At 64.6% G+C, this 19,997-nt stretch carries 14 protein-coding genes and 1 tRNA gene; 5 read left to right on the forward strand and 10 right to left on the reverse strand.

Annotated features, from left to right (window positions below; genetic code table 11):
• Positions 1-269 precede the first annotated feature (269 nt).
• The 6 genes from ACIBTM_RS41320 to ACIBTM_RS41345 form a co-directional block, all read right to left on the reverse strand.
• Positions 270-2,012 (reverse strand): AAA family ATPase, encoded by a 1,743-nt coding sequence (locus ACIBTM_RS41320; RefSeq protein WP_395882585.1) that lies wholly within the window; start codon positions 2,010-2,012, stop codon positions 270-272.
• Positions 2,013-2,080: 68 nt separating this feature from the next.
• Entirely contained in the window at positions 2,081-3,931 is a 1,851-nt protein-coding gene (locus ACIBTM_RS41325) for a zinc-ribbon domain-containing protein (RefSeq protein ID WP_395882586.1), read from the reverse strand.
• Between the two features lie 297 nt (positions 3,932-4,228).
• Entirely contained in the window at positions 4,229-5,242 is a 1,014-nt protein-coding gene (locus ACIBTM_RS41330; protein ID WP_395882587.1) for a tyrosine-type recombinase/integrase, read from the reverse strand.
• Positions 5,232-5,708 carry a hypothetical protein gene (locus ACIBTM_RS41335; RefSeq protein WP_395882588.1) on the reverse strand — a complete coding sequence of 159 codons (477 nt, stop codon included), beginning with the start codon at positions 5,706-5,708 and terminating at the stop codon, positions 5,232-5,234. The genes ACIBTM_RS41330 and ACIBTM_RS41335 overlap by 11 nt, the downstream gene beginning before the upstream one ends.
• 1,179 nt (positions 5,709-6,887) lie before the next feature.
• Positions 6,888-8,669 (reverse strand): hypothetical protein, encoded by a 1,782-nt coding sequence (locus ACIBTM_RS41340; protein WP_395882589.1) that lies wholly within the window; start codon positions 8,667-8,669, stop codon positions 6,888-6,890.
• A 444-nt stretch (positions 8,670-9,113) separates the two neighbouring features.
• Entirely contained in the window at positions 9,114-10,262 is a 1,149-nt protein-coding gene (locus tag ACIBTM_RS41345; RefSeq protein ID WP_395882590.1) for a DUF3644 domain-containing protein, read from the reverse strand.
• 606 nt (positions 10,263-10,868) lie between these two features.
• Between ACIBTM_RS41345 and ACIBTM_RS41350 the strand changes: the two genes are divergently transcribed.
• Together ACIBTM_RS41350 and ACIBTM_RS41355 are read left to right on the forward strand one after the other, a co-directional pair.
• A complete protein-coding gene (locus tag ACIBTM_RS41350; RefSeq protein ID WP_395882591.1) occupies positions 10,869-11,570 on the forward strand; it encodes a DUF6218 family protein in 702 nt (233 codons plus the stop codon).
• The gene (locus ACIBTM_RS41355; RefSeq protein ID WP_395882592.1) at positions 11,567-12,817 is read left to right on the forward strand and encodes an exonuclease domain-containing protein; all 1,251 of its coding nucleotides are present in this window, start codon (positions 11,567-11,569) and stop codon (positions 12,815-12,817) included. The genes ACIBTM_RS41350 and ACIBTM_RS41355 overlap by 4 nt, the downstream gene beginning before the upstream one ends.
• Positions 12,818-13,000: 183 nt before the next feature.
• Here ACIBTM_RS41355 and ACIBTM_RS41360 read toward each other — a convergent pair whose 3' ends face one another.
• On the reverse strand, positions 13,001-13,399 hold the full coding sequence (locus tag ACIBTM_RS41360; RefSeq protein ID WP_395882593.1) for a hypothetical protein: 399 nt from the start codon (positions 13,397-13,399) through the stop codon (positions 13,001-13,003).
• A 216-nt stretch (positions 13,400-13,615) separates the two neighbouring features.
• Here ACIBTM_RS41360 and ACIBTM_RS41365 point away from each other — a divergent pair, with 216 nt between their 5' ends.
• The gene (locus tag ACIBTM_RS41365) at positions 13,616-15,673 is read left to right on the forward strand and encodes a HelD family protein (protein ID WP_395882594.1); all 2,058 of its coding nucleotides are present in this window, start codon (positions 13,616-13,618) and stop codon (positions 15,671-15,673) included.
• A 395-nt stretch (positions 15,674-16,068) separates the two neighbouring features.
• Here the strand turns inward: ACIBTM_RS41365 and ACIBTM_RS41370 are convergent.
• Positions 16,069-16,152: transfer RNA gene (locus ACIBTM_RS41370), tRNA-Leu, on the reverse strand.
• 230 nt (positions 16,153-16,382) lie between these two features.
• On the opposite strand from ACIBTM_RS41370, the gene ACIBTM_RS41375 reads away from it, so the two are divergent.
• Complete coding sequence (locus tag ACIBTM_RS41375; RefSeq protein WP_395882595.1) at positions 16,383-17,405, forward strand: LLM class flavin-dependent oxidoreductase; 1,023 nt, start codon at positions 16,383-16,385, stop codon at positions 17,403-17,405.
• Between the two features lie 76 nt (positions 17,406-17,481).
• The gene (locus tag ACIBTM_RS41380; protein WP_395882596.1) at positions 17,482-18,141 is read left to right on the forward strand and encodes a S1 family peptidase; all 660 of its coding nucleotides are present in this window, start codon (positions 17,482-17,484) and stop codon (positions 18,139-18,141) included.
• Here ACIBTM_RS41380 and ACIBTM_RS41385 read toward each other — a convergent pair.
• Positions 18,138-19,520: a DUF6351 family protein gene (locus tag ACIBTM_RS41385; RefSeq protein ID WP_395882597.1), complete on the reverse strand. Its 1,383-nt coding sequence runs from the start codon at positions 19,518-19,520 to the stop codon at positions 18,138-18,140. The two genes, ACIBTM_RS41380 and ACIBTM_RS41385, sit on opposite strands and share 4 nt — an antisense overlap.
• A gap of 61 nt (positions 19,521-19,581) precedes the next feature.
• A complete protein-coding gene (locus ACIBTM_RS41390) occupies positions 19,582-19,926 on the reverse strand; it encodes a hypothetical protein (protein WP_395882598.1) in 345 nt (114 codons plus the stop codon).
• Between the last annotated feature and the right edge of the window lie 71 nt (positions 19,927-19,997).

The following is a 19,997-nucleotide window of genomic DNA, read 5'->3' on the forward strand; positions in this document are numbered from 1 at the left end:
TCCGTTGCCGGCTAAGTGCAGTTGAGTGGTTGACGCTCTTGCGTGGATCGGCGTGAACGGGTGGCGTTGTGGTGAACTGGCTTAGGGTGGAGCGCGCGTGTGTCTGGCTCTCACCTGATCGGGCGGCGTTGCCGGATTACTGAGGGGCCTGCGCAGGCAATGGGCACGAGTTATTCGCGGCATGAAGTTATCCGTCGTCACGTTTGCGTCATTACTGGCGTCTGACGCTACGAAGGGTGAGGACCGCAGTGGCAAGGGGCGGGGTGAGCTTAGTCTTGTATTGCCGCTTGGACGAACGCGACTAGATCACCGACTCGTCTCCGAAGACTGTCGGTCCACGACGATTGGCTCCAATCCTGACATATGGTCCTAGCGATGCGGACCTTGTCTGGGTTGGCTATGGAGCCGAGTGGATTCGTCCAGGGGTCGCCGTCCCAGTTCACTTCTTTCCTTGGGTGAACTGCTTTAACCGCTTCGCGTAGCAGCTCCTCAGGAACGTAACTTTCGATCGTGTATCCGTCGGTTGCCCACGCCAGGCCGGGCTGTCCGGGTTCGTTCAATTCATCGATTATTCGCTGCTTTGTCGCGTTGAGTTCCTGCTCGCCGGAGGTGGTATCAGAGTCGATCACGATCGCGAGGTGACGATTGAGTCGACGTAGTGATATGAGCTGCTCAGGCCAAGGATCGTCGGCAGTCAGATGTGAAACCAGGCTGCCTCCGTAGAACATGATCGAATAGTCAATACCCTCGGTGAGTTCTGGATCCAGCTGCTGGATCCAATGGTTGATGTAGATGCGATCGCTTGGCCCTTCGACCCAGATGACTGAGTTGGTTTGCAGCAGGTCGGAGGGGCGGTAGCCGAGGTCGGCGCAGATTGACCACAGCTGTGCGGAGGATTTAGCTTCGCTAGCTTGGAGGCCATTGCTGGTCGCTTTGATTTTGAAAATATTCGCGCGTTCGTAGTCGAGCATTGCAGCTGAGTGCGTCGCGATGAGATATTGGTTCTGTGTGTGGTCGGTTAAGTAGCGGATGAGCTTGCGTTGCAGGATCGGGTGCAAGTGGATCTCAGGTTCTTCGATGCAGACAAGGTGGTCGCGGAGCACGGTTGCTGCCGCTGCGAGGATGATCACCTGGTGGACGCCGGTTCCGTAGTGTTCTAGGGGGAGCATGGTGTCGCCGCGGGTGACGTTGATCGCACGGCGATCATGTTGAACTTCTAGTTGGACGGCGTCGTCGTCGAGTACGACTTGTAAGAACTTGTTGATCGCATGGAACTGCCGTTTGGCGGCACGGTTCGACGACGGTGGGTTCTGCAGTTGCTGAAGCTTGTCGATCAGGCCGCGACCGTCGTGCTTGTTCTGGCCATCGCCGGTATCCGGTCGAATCTGGCGGAAAGCATCAATGGCTGATACTGGCGGGAGGGTGTTAAGCACTGTGAGGTGTTGCCGAATTATGCGCTTGGCGTCTTCGCCCTCCTGTCCGCCGCTGGATTGGGTGAGTGCGCTGGAGAGGTGGCCAAGTGCGCGCCCGATGCCTTGTCGGGTTGCTTCTATTGCTTGAGCATGGCTTACGTCGTATCTCCCCTTGAGTTCTCCGCTGGTCACCGTGTATCGGATCCAGATGAGATCGTCATCGGTGAGGCGAAAGGCTGGCTGTGACAAGAACCGTTGAAAGTCGTCGTAGCTGCTGTTTCGGTAGTTGATGCTTGACTCGAGTCCGGTTATGAGCTCGTGGTCGGAATGGATGGCGAGCGCTAGTTCGAGGGGGTGTGAGTCCCCGCGGAGAGTTTGTGGTGCATCGTCGGTACCCGGAGCCTCAGGACGCCCGGTGAGGAACCGTTCAGCGAACCGAAGGATGGTCGACTTCCCCGCGTTGTTCTGGCCAGCCAAGAGCGTGATCTTGCTCATCGGGGCAATGAGGGTGAGATCGCTATGTGCGCTGCGATACCCGACGAAGCCGAATCCGGCGACTAGGCGGTTTGACAGGGGCGACTGGTCTTCCGGACTGGTCATGGCGATCATCTCTCGTGGAGCGCTAGCGGGCTATCGGTGGATTAGCTGAATCGAGCCGGAGTAGTTGGTCATCTATGAGAGGCGTTACCAGTCAGTACGACAGCCAGCCATGCTTGGATCTTTTGCATGACCTCTGCTGGCCGCGGCGCGGTCGAAAGGACGCCGAACTCCCGGTACTCCGGATGGTTCACGGGCAAGGGTGGGAGTCCGTCCTCGCGTAGGCGGACGACCGGGTAGCCGGCGTCGAGGAAGTCGCGGCTCTTGCGCTCGTCAACCTCTGATTTGTCGGCGTGCCAGTACGCCCCGTCATACTCGATCACCACTGTGCGTCCCGCGACTTCGACGCTGATGTCGGCCGTCCAGGACCGGGCTGCGGGGCCGGTAGTGCGCAAGATCGCGCCGGACCGGGCCTGGCCGAATGCGTCGACGGCCGCTTGATAGTGGGCCAGTTCGACGCGCGACTTGCCTGCCTCGCGGCATTCCGGGCAGTCGCCGCCGCTCGAACGCGAGCTCAGCGACATCTGCCACACGTGCGCTGGGTTGATGGGACAGACCCACTCAGGTGTAAAGGTGAGCGTGGCGTGTGGGCGTATGTGCCAGGCGCTGACTGGATTCACCGGGCTCCAGGTGGCAGCGAGGTCCGGACTCTGCCAGGCGAGCGAGCCGAGGATGGTGCGGCATTTCGGACAGCGGAGCCGCTGGTACTTGTCGCGATCGCGAACTGATTCCTGCCACTCGTGTCCGCAGCATTTTGCAAGCCACCACACTGTCCGTTTCGAGTCCCAGACCACATTCTGTGGAGTCAGCTTGCCGTTTCGGGTCGGATGCCACTGACCGGCGATCTCGGGAAGGGTGTCAGCGAGCCACTTCTTGTTTGCGGCGGTCTTCTTGCCACGGCAGTGTGGACAGCCCGAGTCGAGAAGGCGCCCTGGCGCGATCCGCGGATAGTGCCCGCTGTCACAGCGGAACCGTCGAAGCCTCGAGTCCCCGACCATCACCTCGCGGGGAGACCCTTCATCTGCCCACATTGCCAGCAGCTCTGGGACCTCGGAGACAGGGGTGACATCCCAGCGCGCCAGTGTTTCTCGCCATTCGGTCTGCTCCCGGCTCCTGCAATCTGGGCAAGAGGGTCCTAGAGTCATCTCCCTGACCTTCGCCGTGAAACGAAGGGAACACTGTGGACAAATCCAGTGACACAACCGAGTTGCCCGGACAGTCACTGCCTTGAGCGTCGTTTCATCGTTCCGATCGTGATCCCACCACTCGAGGGCTGGTGACTCCGAGTCGGTAAGGAAGGTCTTCGCGGCGGCGGGAGTGCTGGGGACCGAGGCTCGGGTGTTGCGCGAGCACGTGCATCCCCACCCAGTGTCGGAGACGCGGTCGACGGCGAGCTTCTGGCAGGCACGGCATTTTGTCACCATTACAGTGCTGGAGGTGATGACTTCGTCGAAGATCCTTACAAGGTCGAAGTTGTGGGCGTCGAGATGAGCCGTGAGCCGTTCCATCGGCCACCGTCTGGAGTTCAGGGAGTCGCGGACTGTGTCGGTCGGGACTGCTTCGAGGATCTGCTCTGGCGTGTGTTGCAGGAGATCGTTGATCGCTCGTTCAAAGGTGCTGAGTAGGCTTGTCTCGTTGCGTGTACCCCAGCGCCGAAGAAAGCAAGCGCGGCAGGTCTTCTCGCCGGATCGGTTCTTGTCGAGGATGTGCTCGAGCCGGTAGTGCGCCTGCACACCGCAGGTCAAGCATGTCGTGAGCCACCACGCTCGAAGCCCGGGGAATGGTTCGTCGGCTCGAAGTCCAGCGTTGTAGATGAACTCGCCGATGCAGTCGCGGCACCACGCCGGTTTTGTTCGCGTCGAGAACGCGGCTGAGTTCGAACACGTGCTGGTTGAGCACTCCTGCATGGCAGCGCGGGTCATGGCACCTCCTGTCGTCGACCGTTCATCGCCGCCAAGGTCATCTTTGTGACCGACGTGAGCAAATCGTGACGTCAGGACCGATGTCGCAAGGCATGCGCCGGAATCGGGAATTTCCAGGGGCAGTTGAGGTGAACGCCTGCCGCATGTTGATGTTGACGCGGGGCGGCCTGAGCACTGAGCGTGAAGTTCGTCCAGGCAGTCCTACGGAGACATGGTTGCCCAGGCAGAGTCAAGAGGCCACCAGCGATTGTCTGTTATAAGTCGACCTCGTGGCTACGAAGCCACGACGAATGATTGCTATGGCTGGGCTAGTGGGTGGGGTTGTCCGGTCATTGCGGCGAGTGCGGTGGCGACTGTTTGGAGGTCGGCTTTGATGTAGGTGGTGGTGGCGGGGCCGGTGTTGTCGGTGTGGCCTGCGTAGGCGCGGGCGATGCCGTAGCCGTAGTGGCGTTCGACCCAGGTGAGGGTGGTGTGGCGGAGCCAGTGGGTGGAGATGCCTTGGTTGGTGATCCAGGGGAGTTGCTGGCCGAGGCGTTTCCAGAGGTGGTCGTAGCGTCGGCTGGTGAGTGCCCGGCCGTCGCGGTAGCGCAACAGGCGCTCGCATGGTTCGAGTGCGCCGCGGGCGGTGGCGTGGTCGGCGAGACGGCTGGCGAGCAGTGGGCTGATGGGTTGCCAGCGGAGTGTGCCGCCTTTTTCTTCGAGGCGGACGAGGCATTGGGTGGTGTCGAGGTCTGTGAGGCGGAGGGCGAGGGCTCCGCCACGGCGGCAGGCGGTTTCGGTGTGCAGGCGGAGCAGGAGTGCGTCGAGGACGGGGTCGTTGCCACTACAACGGGCGGCGGTGTTGATGTGGTCGAGTTCAGTGGCGGTGAGCGCGCGGCGTGGGCTGGGGAGACGGCGGGGTTTGGCGACACGGTGGGCGGGGCTTGCCGCGGCGGGGATGAGGTCGTCGGCGATGGCGCGGTTGAAGATTGCGCGGGCGGCGGCGATGACGTGTTCGCTGGCGTGGCGCCCGTTGCGGGTGTTGCGTCGGGTCCGGGCGTGGGTGGCGGCGTCGTGTTGCATCGCCTCGATGTCGGTGGCGGTGATCTGGTCGAGGCGCCGGTCGCCCCAGGCTGTGGCCATGCGTGTCCAGTAGTTGCCGTAGGTGCGGGCGGCTCCGGGGCCTGCGGCGGCGATGACCTGGGGGAGGTAGTCGGCCAGGGTGGGGATGCCGGGTGCCTCTGCTGGGTTGTCCTGGAGGTCGGCGAGGGTGACGCCCAGTTCGGCCAGTGTCTGGCGGGCGGCGAGGATCTGGGCGGGGTCAGGCGTCATGATCCAGTCCGGTTATGTCGCGGTAGTGCCCGGTCAGGAGGTGGGCGACGGTCGTGCCGGGGTGGACGATGAGCAGCTGTTCGCGGATGGAGGCAGCGAGCACGAGGGGCCGGTCGGGTTCGATCCCGCACAGGTGGCGTGCGGCGGCGGGAAGGGTGAGAGCTCCGCGGGCATCGATGGCGTGCGGGCCGGAGGGTTCGGGTGCGATCACGATCAGCCCGTGCAGCGTGTCCAGTGCCAGCCGTCGGCCTGGGTTCCAGCCGAGTGCGCGGAGCAGGAGGCGTTCGTTGACTCGGCCGGTCCGGTCGATGCGGACGGCGCCGATCAGCAGGTCAGGGCCTGATTCCACCGGCAGCCGCGGCTCGGGCAGAGTCGGCAATCGGGCAGGTTGGGGGCGGCGCTGGGTGCTGTCGGGCACCAGTGCCGCGATCAACTGCTCCCGAGGCCGGACTGCACGTGCGGCCACGGGGACGCGTTGTCCCACCATGTCATGGTGGTGCCCGGAATGATCGACACAAACCCCGCGACGCCAGGATCACCCGTTCGTGAGGATTGGGCGAGGCTATTCGAACCTGAGCTAGAAGAAGCCTCTAATTGTTGCACTCGTCGGCGGCAGTCGTGCCACATGGTCCATGTGTCGATGGTCGCTGTGCATGTGTCATCAGCCTCAAATTTGGCTGGATACACATTGAGCTTCTGTCACCCGCATGCTTCACAGGTGATAACACCAGTCTCAGGATCAGCCCTTAGACACGTCATGTGTCGTATTAGGAGGACGACTGGTGCCATCCCGTCACTCGAGCGGCGGTCGTTTCCTCACATGGGCGACCGCCACGATCGATGTGGGGAGGTATCCGTGGCAACAGGACGTCGTCGCAAGACTCCGTTCAGGGCTTGGGGAGTGGTTCTCGCGGTCCTGGCATACTATTTTTATTCGGAACGGCTGTGGCAGCCTTTGCTTTTCGCTGTCGCAGCCTTGCTGCTCTACTTGACCGTAGTTCGGCTGACTCGTTGCAGGGTCGAGACGGTCAAGCATCGGCCGTGTCTCTGGCTTGTTCGGGGTATCGTCGGCACGTGCGACTTCCACGTCGGTTACAAGCGCGGGCTTCCTGTTCTTGTCCGCGGTAGAGGTTTTCTTGGGCTTCCGACCTTGATGTGGCCGCGTGACACCTTCGATCGTGGCGCTTTGCCAGAGCGGCAGCCAAGCTCGGCTGTCCGCGGTGCGGCCGCCATGTCTTCGAGGGCGGACAGGCCGGGTTACGACTGGGCGATGATGTCAATCGCCGGGGTGAGTATGTTGGTAGCGATCGCGGCGTTCATCAGAGACCTGATCGCCGGTTGAAGTCATCGGCGAATCGGTTTGTCGCTGGGCGTCGTCCATCAGATGTAGTGCGTAGTGGAGCCGGATCAGGCCGAAGGGACACGCAAAGTCGCCTTCAACCTGGCGAACGCTTAACGGTTGCGTGATGAACGTCGGGCGGAGCGGTTGGTGCAGCCAGGGTGTCTCAGGAAGTGGTTGCCCAAGGGAGCACGATGTAGGGCGCGACACAGCTTAGGCGATTTAGTCGCGTCAAGTAGAGCGGAGATCGGGATCGGCCAAGAAGATGATGCGGTCGGCCTTGCGTCCCTGCAACGGATTGTCGCATCAGGGGAGCAGGCGTATGGCGAGTACGGTTCCATCCGGGTGAATTGATACCGGGCCGCCCCATGAGCTGTCCCAGGAATCGCTGGGCCAGGCGGAGCGGTGCTCGTAGGCCTTGTGGCGGTACTGCGTCACTCGTCCGTGAGCCAGGAGCTCGAATAGTGCGATCTCTACGCCAGAGAAGGCTTCCACGCGGGTGCCGTTCAGTCGGAAGACGTGGTCGGTGCCGACGAAGCGTTTGCCGAGGAGGGTGTGGTTCGCGTCCTGCACGCTACCGGTGGCCGCGTGCGTGAAGCCGATGAAGTGCTTCCGTCCTTGGCGCTCGGTCAGGTACTGGGCGGTCTTTTCGCCATTGCCGGCGAAGGCTGTCAGTCCCGCGGCGGCCGTTCGTGCGAGCACGCGCCCGAACCATTCGTAGTGATCCGGTGTGATATGGAAGCCGGGGATCGAGATACGGGCTTCGTCACCGTTGGAAGGCAGGTGGATTTGGGGGAAATGGTTGACGTCGCTGAGCTCGGCATCCAGGTCGCTATCCTCAGCGCTGGGATTGGCCAGCCGTCCGCCGCTTCCTTCGGCGCAGAGGGCGTGCACGGTGACGTGGCCATCCAGGGGCAGCTCAGTGCTGAAGATCAGGCAGGGGGTCTCATTCCATGGTCCGACGTGCACCGCCTCCACATGAGCCGATGCAGACGCGAGTTGGACGTGGGAGTGTGCGGCGTTGCTGTGGTTGCCCTTACAGGCGATCGGCAGTACTAGCGAAGGCGCTCCCGGCTTCCACAGCTCGGCGAAGAACTGCGGGCGGTACCGGTAGTTCTGTCGTTGTCCCTTGTCTCTGCTGGTCAAGGCCCAGCCTGCGCGCAGCGCCGTGTCCGCGGGCACGATGGAGACGACGCGATCCGGATATCGTTGCGCCAGGATCCGCCTGGCCAGTACCAGTGCGAAGCCGACACCGAGCTCGCTCGACTGGACGGCCTTGTAGTAGTCCGCCGTCTCTTTGCCCTCAGCGGATAGCTTCAGGAAGGAACCTGTGTCGCCGGTCAGCGCCTGGTTGTACTTCAGTGCGCCCCAGTGCTCGGCGAGTCCGCGCGCGGCGCCTCGTCTGGACAATGCGATGGCTCTGCCGAGTACATGCAGCACCTCCCACGGTGTCAGCTGCGAGTATTTGTCTCCCCATGCGCGTATCTGATGGAGTTCGGGCTTCCGCCGTAGGACTTCGTCGTCTTTGGCACTGCTCTCATCGTCCCGCTTCTTTGCGCGCCTTTCGTCGTCATCGGCTGCGGCGGCGGCCACGGCGCCAACCAAACTGGAATCCGAATGGAGGGAGACGTTCGAGCGTTGCGCGAGATCCCTCAGCACGTGCTTCGCCGGCTTCAACATCATTTTCCTTATGTGCCCTCTACGTCGACCTGGTCGCACTGCCGCGTGATCAACACCGACACACAACGATACGTTCTTGATCACGGGCGCGGTTCCGCTCAAGGAGTGAGGTATGTCGATGATCTTGGGGCGTAGTCGACGGCCAGAGTTTGAACCTTGCCCAACCATCGTGCCGGGCGAGCCTCCGTCTCGGGTCCGGAAACGAAAACTGGTGATCGTCATCGCGTTCTGCGCGGTTCTCGTAGTGGGCATGGCCACGTTCATCGTCATCAGGGCCTTGTCGCCGACGTGTCCGTCGAGCGGCCACGAGCAGGTGAATCCAGCTACAAACTTGCGTTCCGGCAGGTCGCCGTCCGCCGGCAGCCGAGGTTTGTCCGCTGCCTGGGGATGAAGGTGGCGACCGACCACGGCCAGACCGTCTACGGAGCCCGTCGTTCGATCGCGAGAGAGCCCACGTGTTGGCCGGATGTGTCGGGTGCGATCACGATCAGCCCGCGCAGCGTGTCCAGTGAGAGCCGGCGGCCTGGGTGCCAGCCGAGCGCGCGTGAGAGGAGGCGTTCGTTGACGCGGCCGGTCCGGTCAACGCATACGGCGCCGATCAGCAGCGGGGCCTGATTCCACCGGCAGGCCCGGCTCGGGCAACGCCGGTAGCCGGGCAGGTCGGGAGTGGCGCTGGATGCTGTCGGGTGCCAGTGCCGCGATCAACTGCTCTCGCGGCCGGACGGCTCGTGCGGTCCCGGGGACGCGTCGTCCCACCATGCCATGGTCTCGCCTGGTTCGGTCCGCGCAACCCCTGCGATGTCTGAATCACCCGTCTGTGACGGTGCAGCGCGAACTTTGTCTTCGCAGATGTCAGGCTGAGCGCATCGTGTCCATGTCCGGAGGTTCTTGTGCTGCAGACGGGGCTGATCGTCTCCAGGGAGGTGTCGCGTTGAGTGGTGGCGATCCCACCCAGTCCCCGGTCACTTTGTCTCTCGGGGCGGTCCCCAGTAAGGCGCGGAAGCCTGCTTCGGTGGTGCACTCGCGGGCAAGCTTGGCGATGTATGCCTCGGTATAGCCGTAGTCGCGGTGTGGCTCGTCGTAGAGGCAGTACTTTTCTTCGGTCCTCTCGGGATGCGGATCTCCCACCTTCGGCCGCACACCGATCTTTTTCCAGGCGGTGGTGAAATGGTTGGTGTTGAATACGAACGGGATCCGGTCTTGAACTGCTTGCGCGGCCTGTGTCGGCCGGAGCAACCCGTGTCCGACGACGGGGCGCTTCTGTTCGCGGACGACTACGTAGCCTTTTCTGCCGATCGCCTCGACGGCGGCCCGCTGTTCGTCGGTCAGGTCGTCATAGCGGGTGAACTGGACCGCGAGCGCGTCCGGGTCCTTGGGCGCGAGTTCCTGGAGCACTCGCAGCCGTAAGTCGTACCGAGGGTCCCGGGCGACGGATGCGTCGAGGCCGGCGTCGTAGTCGGCGATGAAGGTTCGCAGCGGTACGGGTAGCTGTGAGCGCAGCCGTCGCAGGGTGCGTTCGCCTTCGTCGGTGAAGCTTCCGACGAAGACCGGGAATCGCAGGCGGGTGGCGAGGGACGATCCGGTTCCGAATTGGCCAGTGAGTTCCTGCTCGTAGTTGAGCAGGAGCGCCTGGCTCTGTCCGCTCACGGCGACGGCGAGTGCTTGCTGCTCGCGGGCGTACCGGTGCTCGATCTTGTTGCGCAGCGCAACGAAGAACTCGAGATTGGCCCGCACTGCGGCGGCCTTGTCGGGCCAGCGATGCCGCACGCAAGTGGCCAGATCCCAGCGCTTCGGTTCACCGTCGACCCGTTCCAGCCGCCGTGCTCGTCCCCGAGTGCGCCAGTACCGGAAGTCGATGCTGTCCCGAGTGAGTTCGGCGTGCAGGAGGTAAAGCCAGGCAAGGTGCATGTGGACTACGAAGCCCTCGAAGGAACGAACCTCCGACGAGTCGTTGTACAAGCGCACGGCAAGCTGCGCTTCATCGCGAGAAGCGCTGACCATGTGCATAAATCGTGGTCGCGGTGGCATGAGATGAAGGTCGGGATCTTGTCACCGACTGTTACTGGCCTGCCCTGCTCGGGGCAGATGCCGAACGGTGGGGCGAGACCACGGTCTCGAGATGACGCTGGACGGGACAACCGTGGGTAAGACGTTCGAAGTGGCTCAAGCCGAACGCCTGAGCGTACTGCTGAGCCGACGGGATCAGGCGATCTGACGTCCGTTGGGTCGGTTGAGTTTCCAGTCGTCGGGGTCGTGGTTGCCCCAGACCGTGGTGTCCGGCCTGCTGGCGAGCAGTTTCAGGTTGCGCAGACCGTTCTCCTTGTCAGGGTTGGGAGACGTCCAGAGGCATGCCAGTGGTCTGGTCGATGTTGCTGCGCAGGTGGGCGGCGTCGCTGCTGAGGACGATCTGCTTGCCGTCGGGCAACCGCACGTGGAGTCCGAGGGTGTGTCCGGTCAGGGACTCGGCGCGGACGAAGCGCCGGGTCGCTGCCCACTAGGTGCTGGACCTACGGCCACAGTTTTGTTTCGGTCGGAGAAGCTCGCGTAACAGGTTGACCCGCTCTACGACTTGTTGAGTCGTTCGACTGATTCGAGGGTGGGTGGCGTGTGAGCGACGTTGACGGGATGGAAGGCGTGGTAGGGGGCTCGGTCGCCTTGTCGGCTCCTGCGAGCGCTGTGGTGGTGGTCGGTCCTGGAGTGGCAGGAGAGGAGTCAGTCGCGGTCTGGCATGTGAGTCCGCAAGGGATGCCGGTCGGAGCGTGGATCTACCAGCTCGATCGTTTGCTGGTGTCGCGGGACGAGGCGCGTCGCTTGTTGACCTTGGTGGAGCGACGGTCGATCGCCGCGGTCGTTCCGGGAGAGCTGGATGAAGTGCTCGACAGAGTCACGAAGGCCGCTGGTGTCGAGGCGGAGAAGTGGTGGACAGCGCAGTTGTTTTCGCCGCTTCAGTGTTTCGCGGATATCGTTAGCCGTCGGGTGGCGTACGACAGCACCGTGTCGGTGGCGAAGCGTGAGCTCAAGAACGTAGCGGACCTGGAATGGAGCCGCGACCTCACAGTCGAGCAGGTCGTCGGATTCGAAGACCTACGGTCCTTGTCGAAGGTGTCTGCCGTCGTGGGATCGACAGAGGTCGGTTCCGCCGCGTTGACGGCGGTCGGGGTACTGCGATGGCTGGTCCGGCAATGGGTCGAGACCGAAGGCGTCAAGAGGCGAAGCTACGTCCGGGACGCGCACGGGGAAGCAGAGCCGTTGCCACCGTCCTGGCTTGCGTCGGTGCGGGCAGGCATGACTACCCGGCTGCCGCTATGACGTCGCTTCGTGGGTTCGCGGTCGTCGACACCGAGACAACGGGGATACGGCCCGGTTACCGACATCGAATCGCCGAGATCGCGGTCGTCCATGTCGATTTCACGGGCGAGGTCACCGACGAGTGGTCGACCCTGGTGAACCCGGACCGTGATCTCGGCCCTCAGGCCATCCATGGCATCCGCGCCGCTGAGGTGCGTCGTGCTCCGAAGTTCGAGCAGGTCGCCGGCGACGTGCTCGAACTCTTCCGAGGTCGTGTTCCTGTCGCGCACAACCTGCCGTTCGATGCCATGCACCTGCATGCCGAGTTCGCCCGCCTGGATGTGGATCTGTCTCGGTACCTGTCCGGCGGCGTGTGCACTATGAGGTTCGCAGGCGAGGTCTTCCCTGGGATGCCGAGGTCGCTCGTCGAGTGCTGCAAGGCTGTCGGCGTGGACGGCGTGCGGTTCCATACTGCGCTCGGTGATGCCGTTGCCACCGCACAGTTGTTCGGTCGACTGGTAGAAGGCGCCCCGGACCTAGCCTCATTTCGGCTTCGGGGCTTGCCGGATGTGCATGGGGACCTGCCTTCCATGCCTCGAGGTCTGGTCAAGCCGGTACACCGGCAGGCTGCCGGTCACGCCGAGCCGCACTTCCTTGCCCGGTTGGTGGATCGTGTCCCTCGTAAGGGGAAGCCCGAGATCGACGCGTACCTTGCTGTCCTGGATAGAGCATTGCTTGATCGGCAGATCTCGGCTTCGGAAGCCGATGCGCTGATCGACGTCGCTCATGACCTCGGCCTGCACAAGGCGGAAGTCATCCAGTTGCACCACGGCTACTTACGCAGCCTCGCGCAAGCCGCTTGGGCGGACGGGCACGTGTCCCTGGGAGAGCGACGAGATCTGGAAGCGGTAGCTGCCCTTCTCGGCCTTGTTGCCGATGAGGTCGATCTCGTTCTCCGTGAGGAACAGCCCACGCGGGTGGAGCGATCTCGGTCCCAGGTCGTGGAGGTCAATATCGGAGGGCTTGTGCTGCGCCCTGGTGACCGGATCGTTCTGACCGGAACGATGCGCCGTCAGCGCAGCGAACTCACCGCAGAAGCGCTGGCCCTCGGTCTTCAGGTGATCAGCTCGGTGAGCAGGAAGACCCGAGTCGTTGCCGCCGCGGACCCGGATTCGTTATCCGGCAAAGCGAAGGACGCGCGGGCTCTAGGAGTTCCCGTTGTTACCGAGGATGCCTTCGTGCGTGCGCTCGAAGCGATGAAGAGGTGAATGGATCGACTCGGCCCGTCGCGTATGAGAAGAGAAGCGAGACTGCGTTCTTGCTGGGATGGGCGCACGAGCACCAAGCCCGTGACGCTCGTCGAGCGTGCCGTCGTTCGAAGGTGCAGTAAATCGGACGAACCAGAAGCGTCCGCTAATGCCGATCAACGACTGGTGGCAGTGGCCGGCAGGTCATGTCTGGTAGGGATGGATTCTGATCTTCTCGGGTCTTAGGTCGATCTCGACCCATGTGCCGGCCATCCCTTGGGGCAGGCCGTCAATAGGGCCGAGGTCGATCACCGCGCCGGCCATTTCCAGGTGCGCGAGCGGCTGCGCCACCTCAATCTCGGTGAGGCCGAGTCGTCCTTGGTAGAAGACTTCGCGTTCGTCGTTGTAAAGGCGCGGTTCCTCGATCGCGGCTGGCGAGCAGATGGATCCCCACCGGAACTCTTCGTCCAGTTCCCATTCGATGTGGTGCTCGCCCGTTGCCGTCTCCGGGTTTCCGGCCCAGGACGCCGGCACGGTTCCGACCGAGGTCCTCACGGTGACCAGAGCGGCATCGTCGGGATGTCGCTCCACCTGAACCAGCACTGGATCATCGTTCCGTACGGCACGCGCCCTGCCAACTATGCCCTCATACCGAGTCGAGGGTGTTCAGGCGCTGCGGTTGTAGTGGGCCATGAGCGGGTTGTATTCCGGCGAATACTGTCCCGGCGGCTGAGGCCGTGGGAAAGAACAAGACTGTTTCTCCGTGAGGTCGCTGTGCATCCTCGATGTCACTGATCATCGATTGCGGGGAGCGCAGGAATGACCGTCACTGAGATCGATGTCGAGCAGCAGTACGTGGCGGTCTTGTACGCCCGGGTGGATGCCCTGCGCGAACAGGCGGCCACGCGGTTGGCGGCAGTGCGGCGGGTCGGCGAAGACCACGCGGCGATAGCCATCTGGGAAGCGGAGGTGACCCGCCTCGACGGGGTGGAAGAAGGGCTGTGCTTCGGGCGGCTGGACATGCGCGACGGCCGCCGTGTGTACGTGGGTCGGCTGGGGTTGTTCCGGGACACGGATGACGTGCCTTTGATGGTGGACTGGCGCGCACCCGTGGCCCAGCCGTTCTACGCCGCGACCGCGACCGAGCCGCACGGCGTCCGCCAGCGTCGGCGCATCACCACGCGGGGCCGCAAGGTCGTTGCGCTCGACGACGAGTTGCTCGACCCGGACACCGCCGCCGACGGCAGCCTGGTCGGTGAGGGCGCGCTGCTGGCGGCGGTGACAGCGGAACGGACCGGGAGGATGCGCGACGTCGTCACGACCCTGCAAGCGGAGCAGGACCGGATCATCCGGAGTGAGTACCAGGGAGTCCTGGTGGTGCAGGGTGGCCCGGGCACGGGAAAGACCGCTGTCGCGTTGCACCGGGTCGCCTACCTGCTCTATACGCATCTCCACCTGCGTGCCCGCGGTGTCCTGGTCGTGGGCCCCAGTCGGCTCTTCCTGGACTACATCGGCCAGGTTCTGCCCGGTCTCGGCGAGAACTCCGTGGTGACGGCGACGATCGCCGACCTGTTCCCGGGCATCGGTGTCAGCCGGGTGGATCCACCTGAGATCGCTGAGCTGAAGGGCCGGGTGGACATGGCCGAACGGTTGAGAGCAGCGGTGCGCGCGCGGGTCCGGATTCCCGGCGAGCCGATCGACATCGAGTTCGAGCAGCAGGAACTGCGGCTCGATCCGGAGACCTGCCGCCGTGCCGTGCAGAGGGCCTGGCAGACCGGACTGCCGCACAACCAGGCCAGGCTGGTTTTCGTACGGGAGATCGTGGACGCACTTGCTCAGGATTTGATCGAGGACCTGGAGACGGTGGTGTTCTCCGATACCGGCGAAGCGCTGGATGGTGGCAGCCCTGATGGCCGTCTGAGCGAAGCCGACCTTCGTGCGTTGGCGGCCGCGGGTGTCGTGATCGGCCAGGACGATCACGACGGACTGAGGAACCTGCTGGACGAGACCGACAAGGCCCGTCTCCGGGACAGCCTGCTGAGTGATGCCGGCGTCCAGGACGTGCTCGACGACCTGTGGCCGCTGCTGACTCCGCAGCACGTGGTGTCGGACGTCGTCGACGGTCCGGGCGCCGGCTGGAGTGTCGCCGACGTCCCGTTGTTGGACGAGGCTGCTGCTTTGGTCGGCCAGGGCGGCAGCCCGGCGACGTTCGGACACGTGGTCGTCGACGAGGCACAGGAACTGTCCGCCATGGCCTGGCGGATGCTGATGCGCCGCTGCCCCAGCAGATCGATGACCGTCCTCGGCGACCTCGCTCAGACTGGGAACCCGGCGGGCGCCTCCTCGTGGGACCGCGTGCTGCGGCCGCACCTGGACGACCGTTGGCGGCTGGCCCAGCTTACCGTCAACTACCGCACACCAGCGGAAATCATGGCCGCCACCGCGGACCTGCTCGTCGCCCACCATCCCGGATTGCGGCCACCCCGGTCGGTCCGCTTCACCGGCCGGTCCCCGTGGCGCCTGCGCACCACCCCCGCCGAGCTGCCGAAAGTCGTCGCCGACCTGGTCGCGACACACGTCGAAGGCAGGCTGGCGATCATCGCCCCGAGCACGCATCTCGGAGGGCTGGCCGCCGAGATGTCCCTGGCCACGCTGCCGGACCTGACGGACAAGGTGGTGTTACTGGCTCCCCAACAGGCCAAGGGGCTGGAATTCGACTCGGTCCTGATCATCGACCCTGTGTCGATTCTCATCGCGGGACCGCTGGGCCACAACGACCTGTATGTCGCCATGACCAGAGCGACCCACCGGTTGGGCATCGTGCATCCCGGTCCTCCACCGGACGAACTGTCGGCCATCCCGGAACTCACACCCTGACGCGCTCGACCTCCACATCCCGTCCTCTCATGCCGCGCTGAGGGCCTTCAGAAAGCTGGCTAGACCAGCCCACGTTGCCCGGTCGCAGGCTGACCCAGCCGAGGAATTGCCAAGAGTTAAGACTGATCATGGGTGACGGACCGGGAGACAACCAAGAGCGCCCAGGTCGCATAAGCTGCCGAGTTGGCGGGCGCGGTCGTTTCCGATTGAACTACATTGCCGACGTAGAGCCTGACACTGGCCGACACGCAGCGGCACTCTGGTCATCCGGCATCCACTGCGCAGATCGCCGCTCTTCCTCCGAAGAGCGTTCGCGTGCTTCTGAAATAGAAAAACCTTCACCCGGTAGAGTTGAGTGAAGGTTTTCGCAACTGGTGAGATCTCACCTAAAGCGGTGTCCGAGGGGGGACTTGAACCCCCACGTCCGTTAAGGACACTAGCACCTCAAGCTAGCGCGTCTGCCATTCCGCCACTCGGACTTGCTGATGTGAGAAGAGTATACGTCGCCTGAGGGGCCTCAATCAGGGGGGTACGTATAGTCACGCAGACCTACATTGAGACGATGATCGGTTACCCTCCGACAGGTCTCGGGACGTCGGGTGGGTAAGGATCCCCAGGTCAGCCGTCATAAGTGCGTAGAGTGACTGACGAGCGCAGGGCGTGACAGGCGGCGGGGAATCAAAGTCGGGCGCGAGGCGCTTACACGGGCGTGAAGAAGATTGGTTTCCTGTCCTTCGGTCACTGGTCACCGAGCGCGCACTCCGAGACGCGGTCCGCCGCCGACTTCCTGCATCAGTCGATCGATCTGGCGGTCGCGGCCGAGGAGCTCGGCGTGGACGGCGCGTACTTCCGGGTGCATCACTTCGCGCGGCAGGCGGGTAGTCCGTTCCCGTTGCTGTCGGCGATCGGGGCCCGGACGTCGAAGATCGAGATCGGCACCGGCGTGATCGACATGCGCTACGAGAACCCGATGTACATGGCCGAGGAGGCCGGCGCCGCGGACCTCATCTCCAGCGGCAGGCTCCAGCTCGGGGTCAGCCGGGGATCCCCGGAGCAGGTGATCGACGGTTGGCGGTACTTCGGGTACGGGCCCGCGGAGGGGCAGACCGCGGCGGACATGGCCCGGCAGCGCACCGAGGTCTTCCTCAAGCTGCTCGAGGGCGAGGGGTTCGCGCAGCCGAATCCGCGGCCGATGTTCGCCAATCCGCCGGGATTGCTGCGGCTGGAGCCGTACTCGGAGGGGTTGCGCGACCGGATCTGGTGGGGTTCCAGCTCGAACGCGACCGCGGTGTGGGCGGCGGAGCAGGGCATGAACCTGCAGAGTTCCACGCTCAAGGACGACGAGACGGGGGAGCCGCTGCACGTCCAGCAGCGCAAGCAGATCGAGGCCTACCGCGAAGCCTGGAAGGAGGCCGGTCACCCGCGTGAGCCGCGGGTTTCGGTCAGCCGCAGCATCTTCGCGTTGACCAACGATCTGGACCGGGCCTATTTCGGCCGCGATCGTGACTCGCGGGACCAGGTCGGCATGATCGACGAGACGACCAGGGCGATCTTCGGCCGGTCGTACGCCGCCGAGCCGGACGAGCTGGTGCGGGCGCTCAAGGAGGACGAGGCGATCGAGGCCGCGGACTCGTTGCTACTCACCATCCCGAACCAGCTCGGCGTCGAGTACAACGCGCACGTGCTGGAGAGCATCCTCACCCACGTGGCGCCGGAGCTCGGCTGGCGCTGAGAATGCGCGGTTCGGCGGATGGGCCGGGGCGTTCCGCTCGTTACGATCGGGACATCCCCGGCCATCGGAGGGTCCCGTGCGACTGCCCCGATCCCTGTCCTGCCTGGTCCTGGCCTTCGGCTTGGCACTTCCGTCGACCGCGCAAGCGAGCGCTCCCGCCCCGCTCGGCGGCGGGAGCGTGTTGCAGAGCAGCGCCGCGACGCGGTGTACGGCCGGTTTCGCCGCCGTCGGGGGCAAGGTCGGTTACCTGATCGCGAGTTCGGCTTGCGGCAAGCCCGGTGACACGATCCGCAGCGCGGGCCGGGTGGTCGGGGTGGTCCTGGGCGCCCAGGTGCCGCCGACGGGCGCCATCGTGATCCGGGTGACCAATACGACCGACTGGCGGCTGGTCGGTTCGATCCCGCCCACCGAACCCCGCGTGACGATCACCGGATCGGTCGAGGCTCCGGTGGGCGCGTCGGTGTGCAGGTACGGCGCGACCACCGGCTGGCGGTGCGGCATCATCCAGGCGAAGAACGTGTCGATCACCTTTCCCGAAGGCACGCTGACCGGCTTGACCCGCACGTCCGTCTGCGCGGAGCCGGGGGACAACGGCGGCCCGTTCGTCAGCGGGACACAGGCGCAGGGCGTGCTGGTCGGTGGCAGCGGTAACTGCTCGAGCGGCGGCTCCACCTACTTCGTCCCGGTCAACCGGGTCCTGTCGGCCTACGGGCTGACGATCCTCACCGGGACCTAGAACGGCAGCGCCCTCGGATACGGGGGAGGCGAGTGGAGCGCGAACGCGGGCGTGGTCGTGACGCGGGTTTCCCCGACGATGTCGAAGATCGTCTGGTGTTCCGGGGCAAGTTCGCTTGCTTCGGAGTTCAGCGTCGCAGGGCCGGTCGACGGCCAGTGTCCGCGATCCAGCCGCCGCTCCAGCGTGCGCAGGGCGGTGATCTCCTCGGACGCGGTGAACACACAGTGACCGGCCCGGTTCACGAACAGCTGCCGGAGCTCGTCCTGGTCGCCTAGCCGTGAGACTCGTTCGGCGTAGGCGCGTTCGTGCGCCGCGGGCGCGGTGCCGTCCGCGACCGTGTGCATGGTCAGCACCGGGACCGGCGTTCGACCCAGCGGCAGCCCGAACCGCGCCAGATAGCCGGCCGCGGCCGGATCCGGAGTGATTCGGGGCGCCTTCGCCAGTCGGTCGAGGTCGGCGCCGAGATCGAGCCCCGCCTCCGCGTAGGCCCGTTCCACCAGCGGACGCTCGCCGGATTTCGCCAGGATCCGCCGGTAGTCGACACCCACGTTCCAGCTCGGGTTGCCGCCCGCCCGTTGCTCCAGGCCGGCCCTGTCGATGCCGAACGCGCCGGCGCGGTAGTAGCGATCCCATACGCCCTGCCAGAAAACCTGGTCCGCGACGTCCGGCGGACGTGGCTGCGTGGCGTCCAGCCAGCCTGGGATCTCGGCCAGCGCGTTCGCCAGCGCGAGCCGTGCCCTGCCGCCCGGATTCGCGGTGGCGGCCTGCACCACGTCGACGAATCTGCCCACGTTGGCCGCGGGATCGGTGATCCGCACCAGCTGCAGCCGTGCGTCGAGCAGCGTGTTCAGCGCGTACCCGACATCGAGCGACGAATTCCAGTGCGCGGCCCCGCCGGCGAGGGTGCCGCAGAAGGTCATCAGGCCGTCGAACCGGCGCGGGTTCCGCTCGGCGAGCAGGGTCGCGGTGATCGCGCCCACCGATTCGCCCGCCGCGATGGTGCGTCGCGGCGGGCCGATCGTGTGGGTGAACCAGTCGTGCAACCGGGTCTGGTCGGTCAGCGCCTCCTCGATCGACCAGCCACGCACGGTCCGATACTGGGAGGCGGCCAGCGCGTATCCCTGCGCCAGCAGGAAAGACTCGGTCGCGGGCTGTGACGTCAGCGCGATCCGATCGGGTTCCGGATACGCCACGGAGTACATCCCGTGGCTCCACAGCACGAGCGTGCCGTTCCAGTTTTCCGGCACCAGCACCAGATAGCGTGCGCCTTCGAGGTCGCCCTCGTACCTGGTGACCGGGCCGTCGGCCGAGGCACGGGGAACCATCAGCCCCAGAAAGATCGTGAGCAGGGCCAGGAAGACAAGTCCACGTCGTGCCACGACGACCACCCCCGCGGCTCATCTTTCGCCGCGCGGACCGCGGTGTCGACGGCCGCTCGGCCTAACTGAAGATGACCGAGCGCAGGAGAAGTCTGTCCGAGCCCCGGCCGCCGTTCGGGCGAAGCGAGAAGTAGGAATCGCTCGAGCAATCGTCGTCCAGGAACACCACCGCGGTCGAATCGGTGTCGTTCCGCGGACGGAACGCGTCGACGTCCCAGTCGGCTATTTCGGGTATTTCGATGCATTCGCCGCTGGGCGGATCCACCAGGGTGCCGACCTGGAGCTCTTCGTCTTCGTCGTAATAGCGGTAGGTGAATTCGCCTTCGGCCGCGGAGGCCACGGCCGGGATCGAGAAGCAGAGGGCGACGGCACTGGCAAAGGAAAGAAAAGCGGTTCGTGTACGCATGGTTCGACGTTAGGACGGTGATCGACATCTCCGGTAGGCCCCGCGGCGAGGTCCACCCGAGGGAGTGGACC

Origin of the sequence: Amycolatopsis sp. NPDC049868, assembly GCF_044461365.1 — a bacterium.
Lineage (GTDB): Bacteria > Actinomycetota > Actinomycetes > Mycobacteriales > Pseudonocardiaceae > Amycolatopsis.

Bases quoted from the DNA above. Each gene is read 5' to 3' on its own strand.
- ACIBTM_RS41320 (WP_395882585.1), bottom strand. From the start codon at position 2,012: ATGACCAGTCCGGAAGACCAGTCGCCCCTGTCAAACCGCCTAGTCGCC.
- ACIBTM_RS41325 (WP_395882586.1), bottom strand. From the start codon at position 3,931: ATGACCCGCGCTGCCATGCAGGAGTGCTCAACCAGCACGTGTTCGAAC.
- ACIBTM_RS41330 (WP_395882587.1), bottom strand. From the start codon at position 5,242: ATGACGCCTGACCCCGCCCAGATCCTCGCCGCCCGCCAGACACTGGCC.
- ACIBTM_RS41345 (WP_395882590.1), bottom strand. From the start codon at position 10,262: ATGGTCAGCGCTTCTCGCGATGAAGCGCAGCTTGCCGTGCGCTTGTAC.
- ACIBTM_RS41355 (WP_395882592.1), top strand. From the start codon at position 11,567: ATGACGTCGCTTCGTGGGTTCGCGGTCGTCGACACCGAGACAACGGGG.
- ACIBTM_RS41365 (WP_395882594.1), top strand. From the start codon at position 13,616: ATGACCGTCACTGAGATCGATGTCGAGCAGCAGTACGTGGCGGTCTTG.
- ACIBTM_RS41390 (WP_395882598.1), bottom strand. From the start codon at position 19,926: ATGCGTACACGAACCGCTTTTCTTTCCTTTGCCAGTGCCGTCGCCCTC.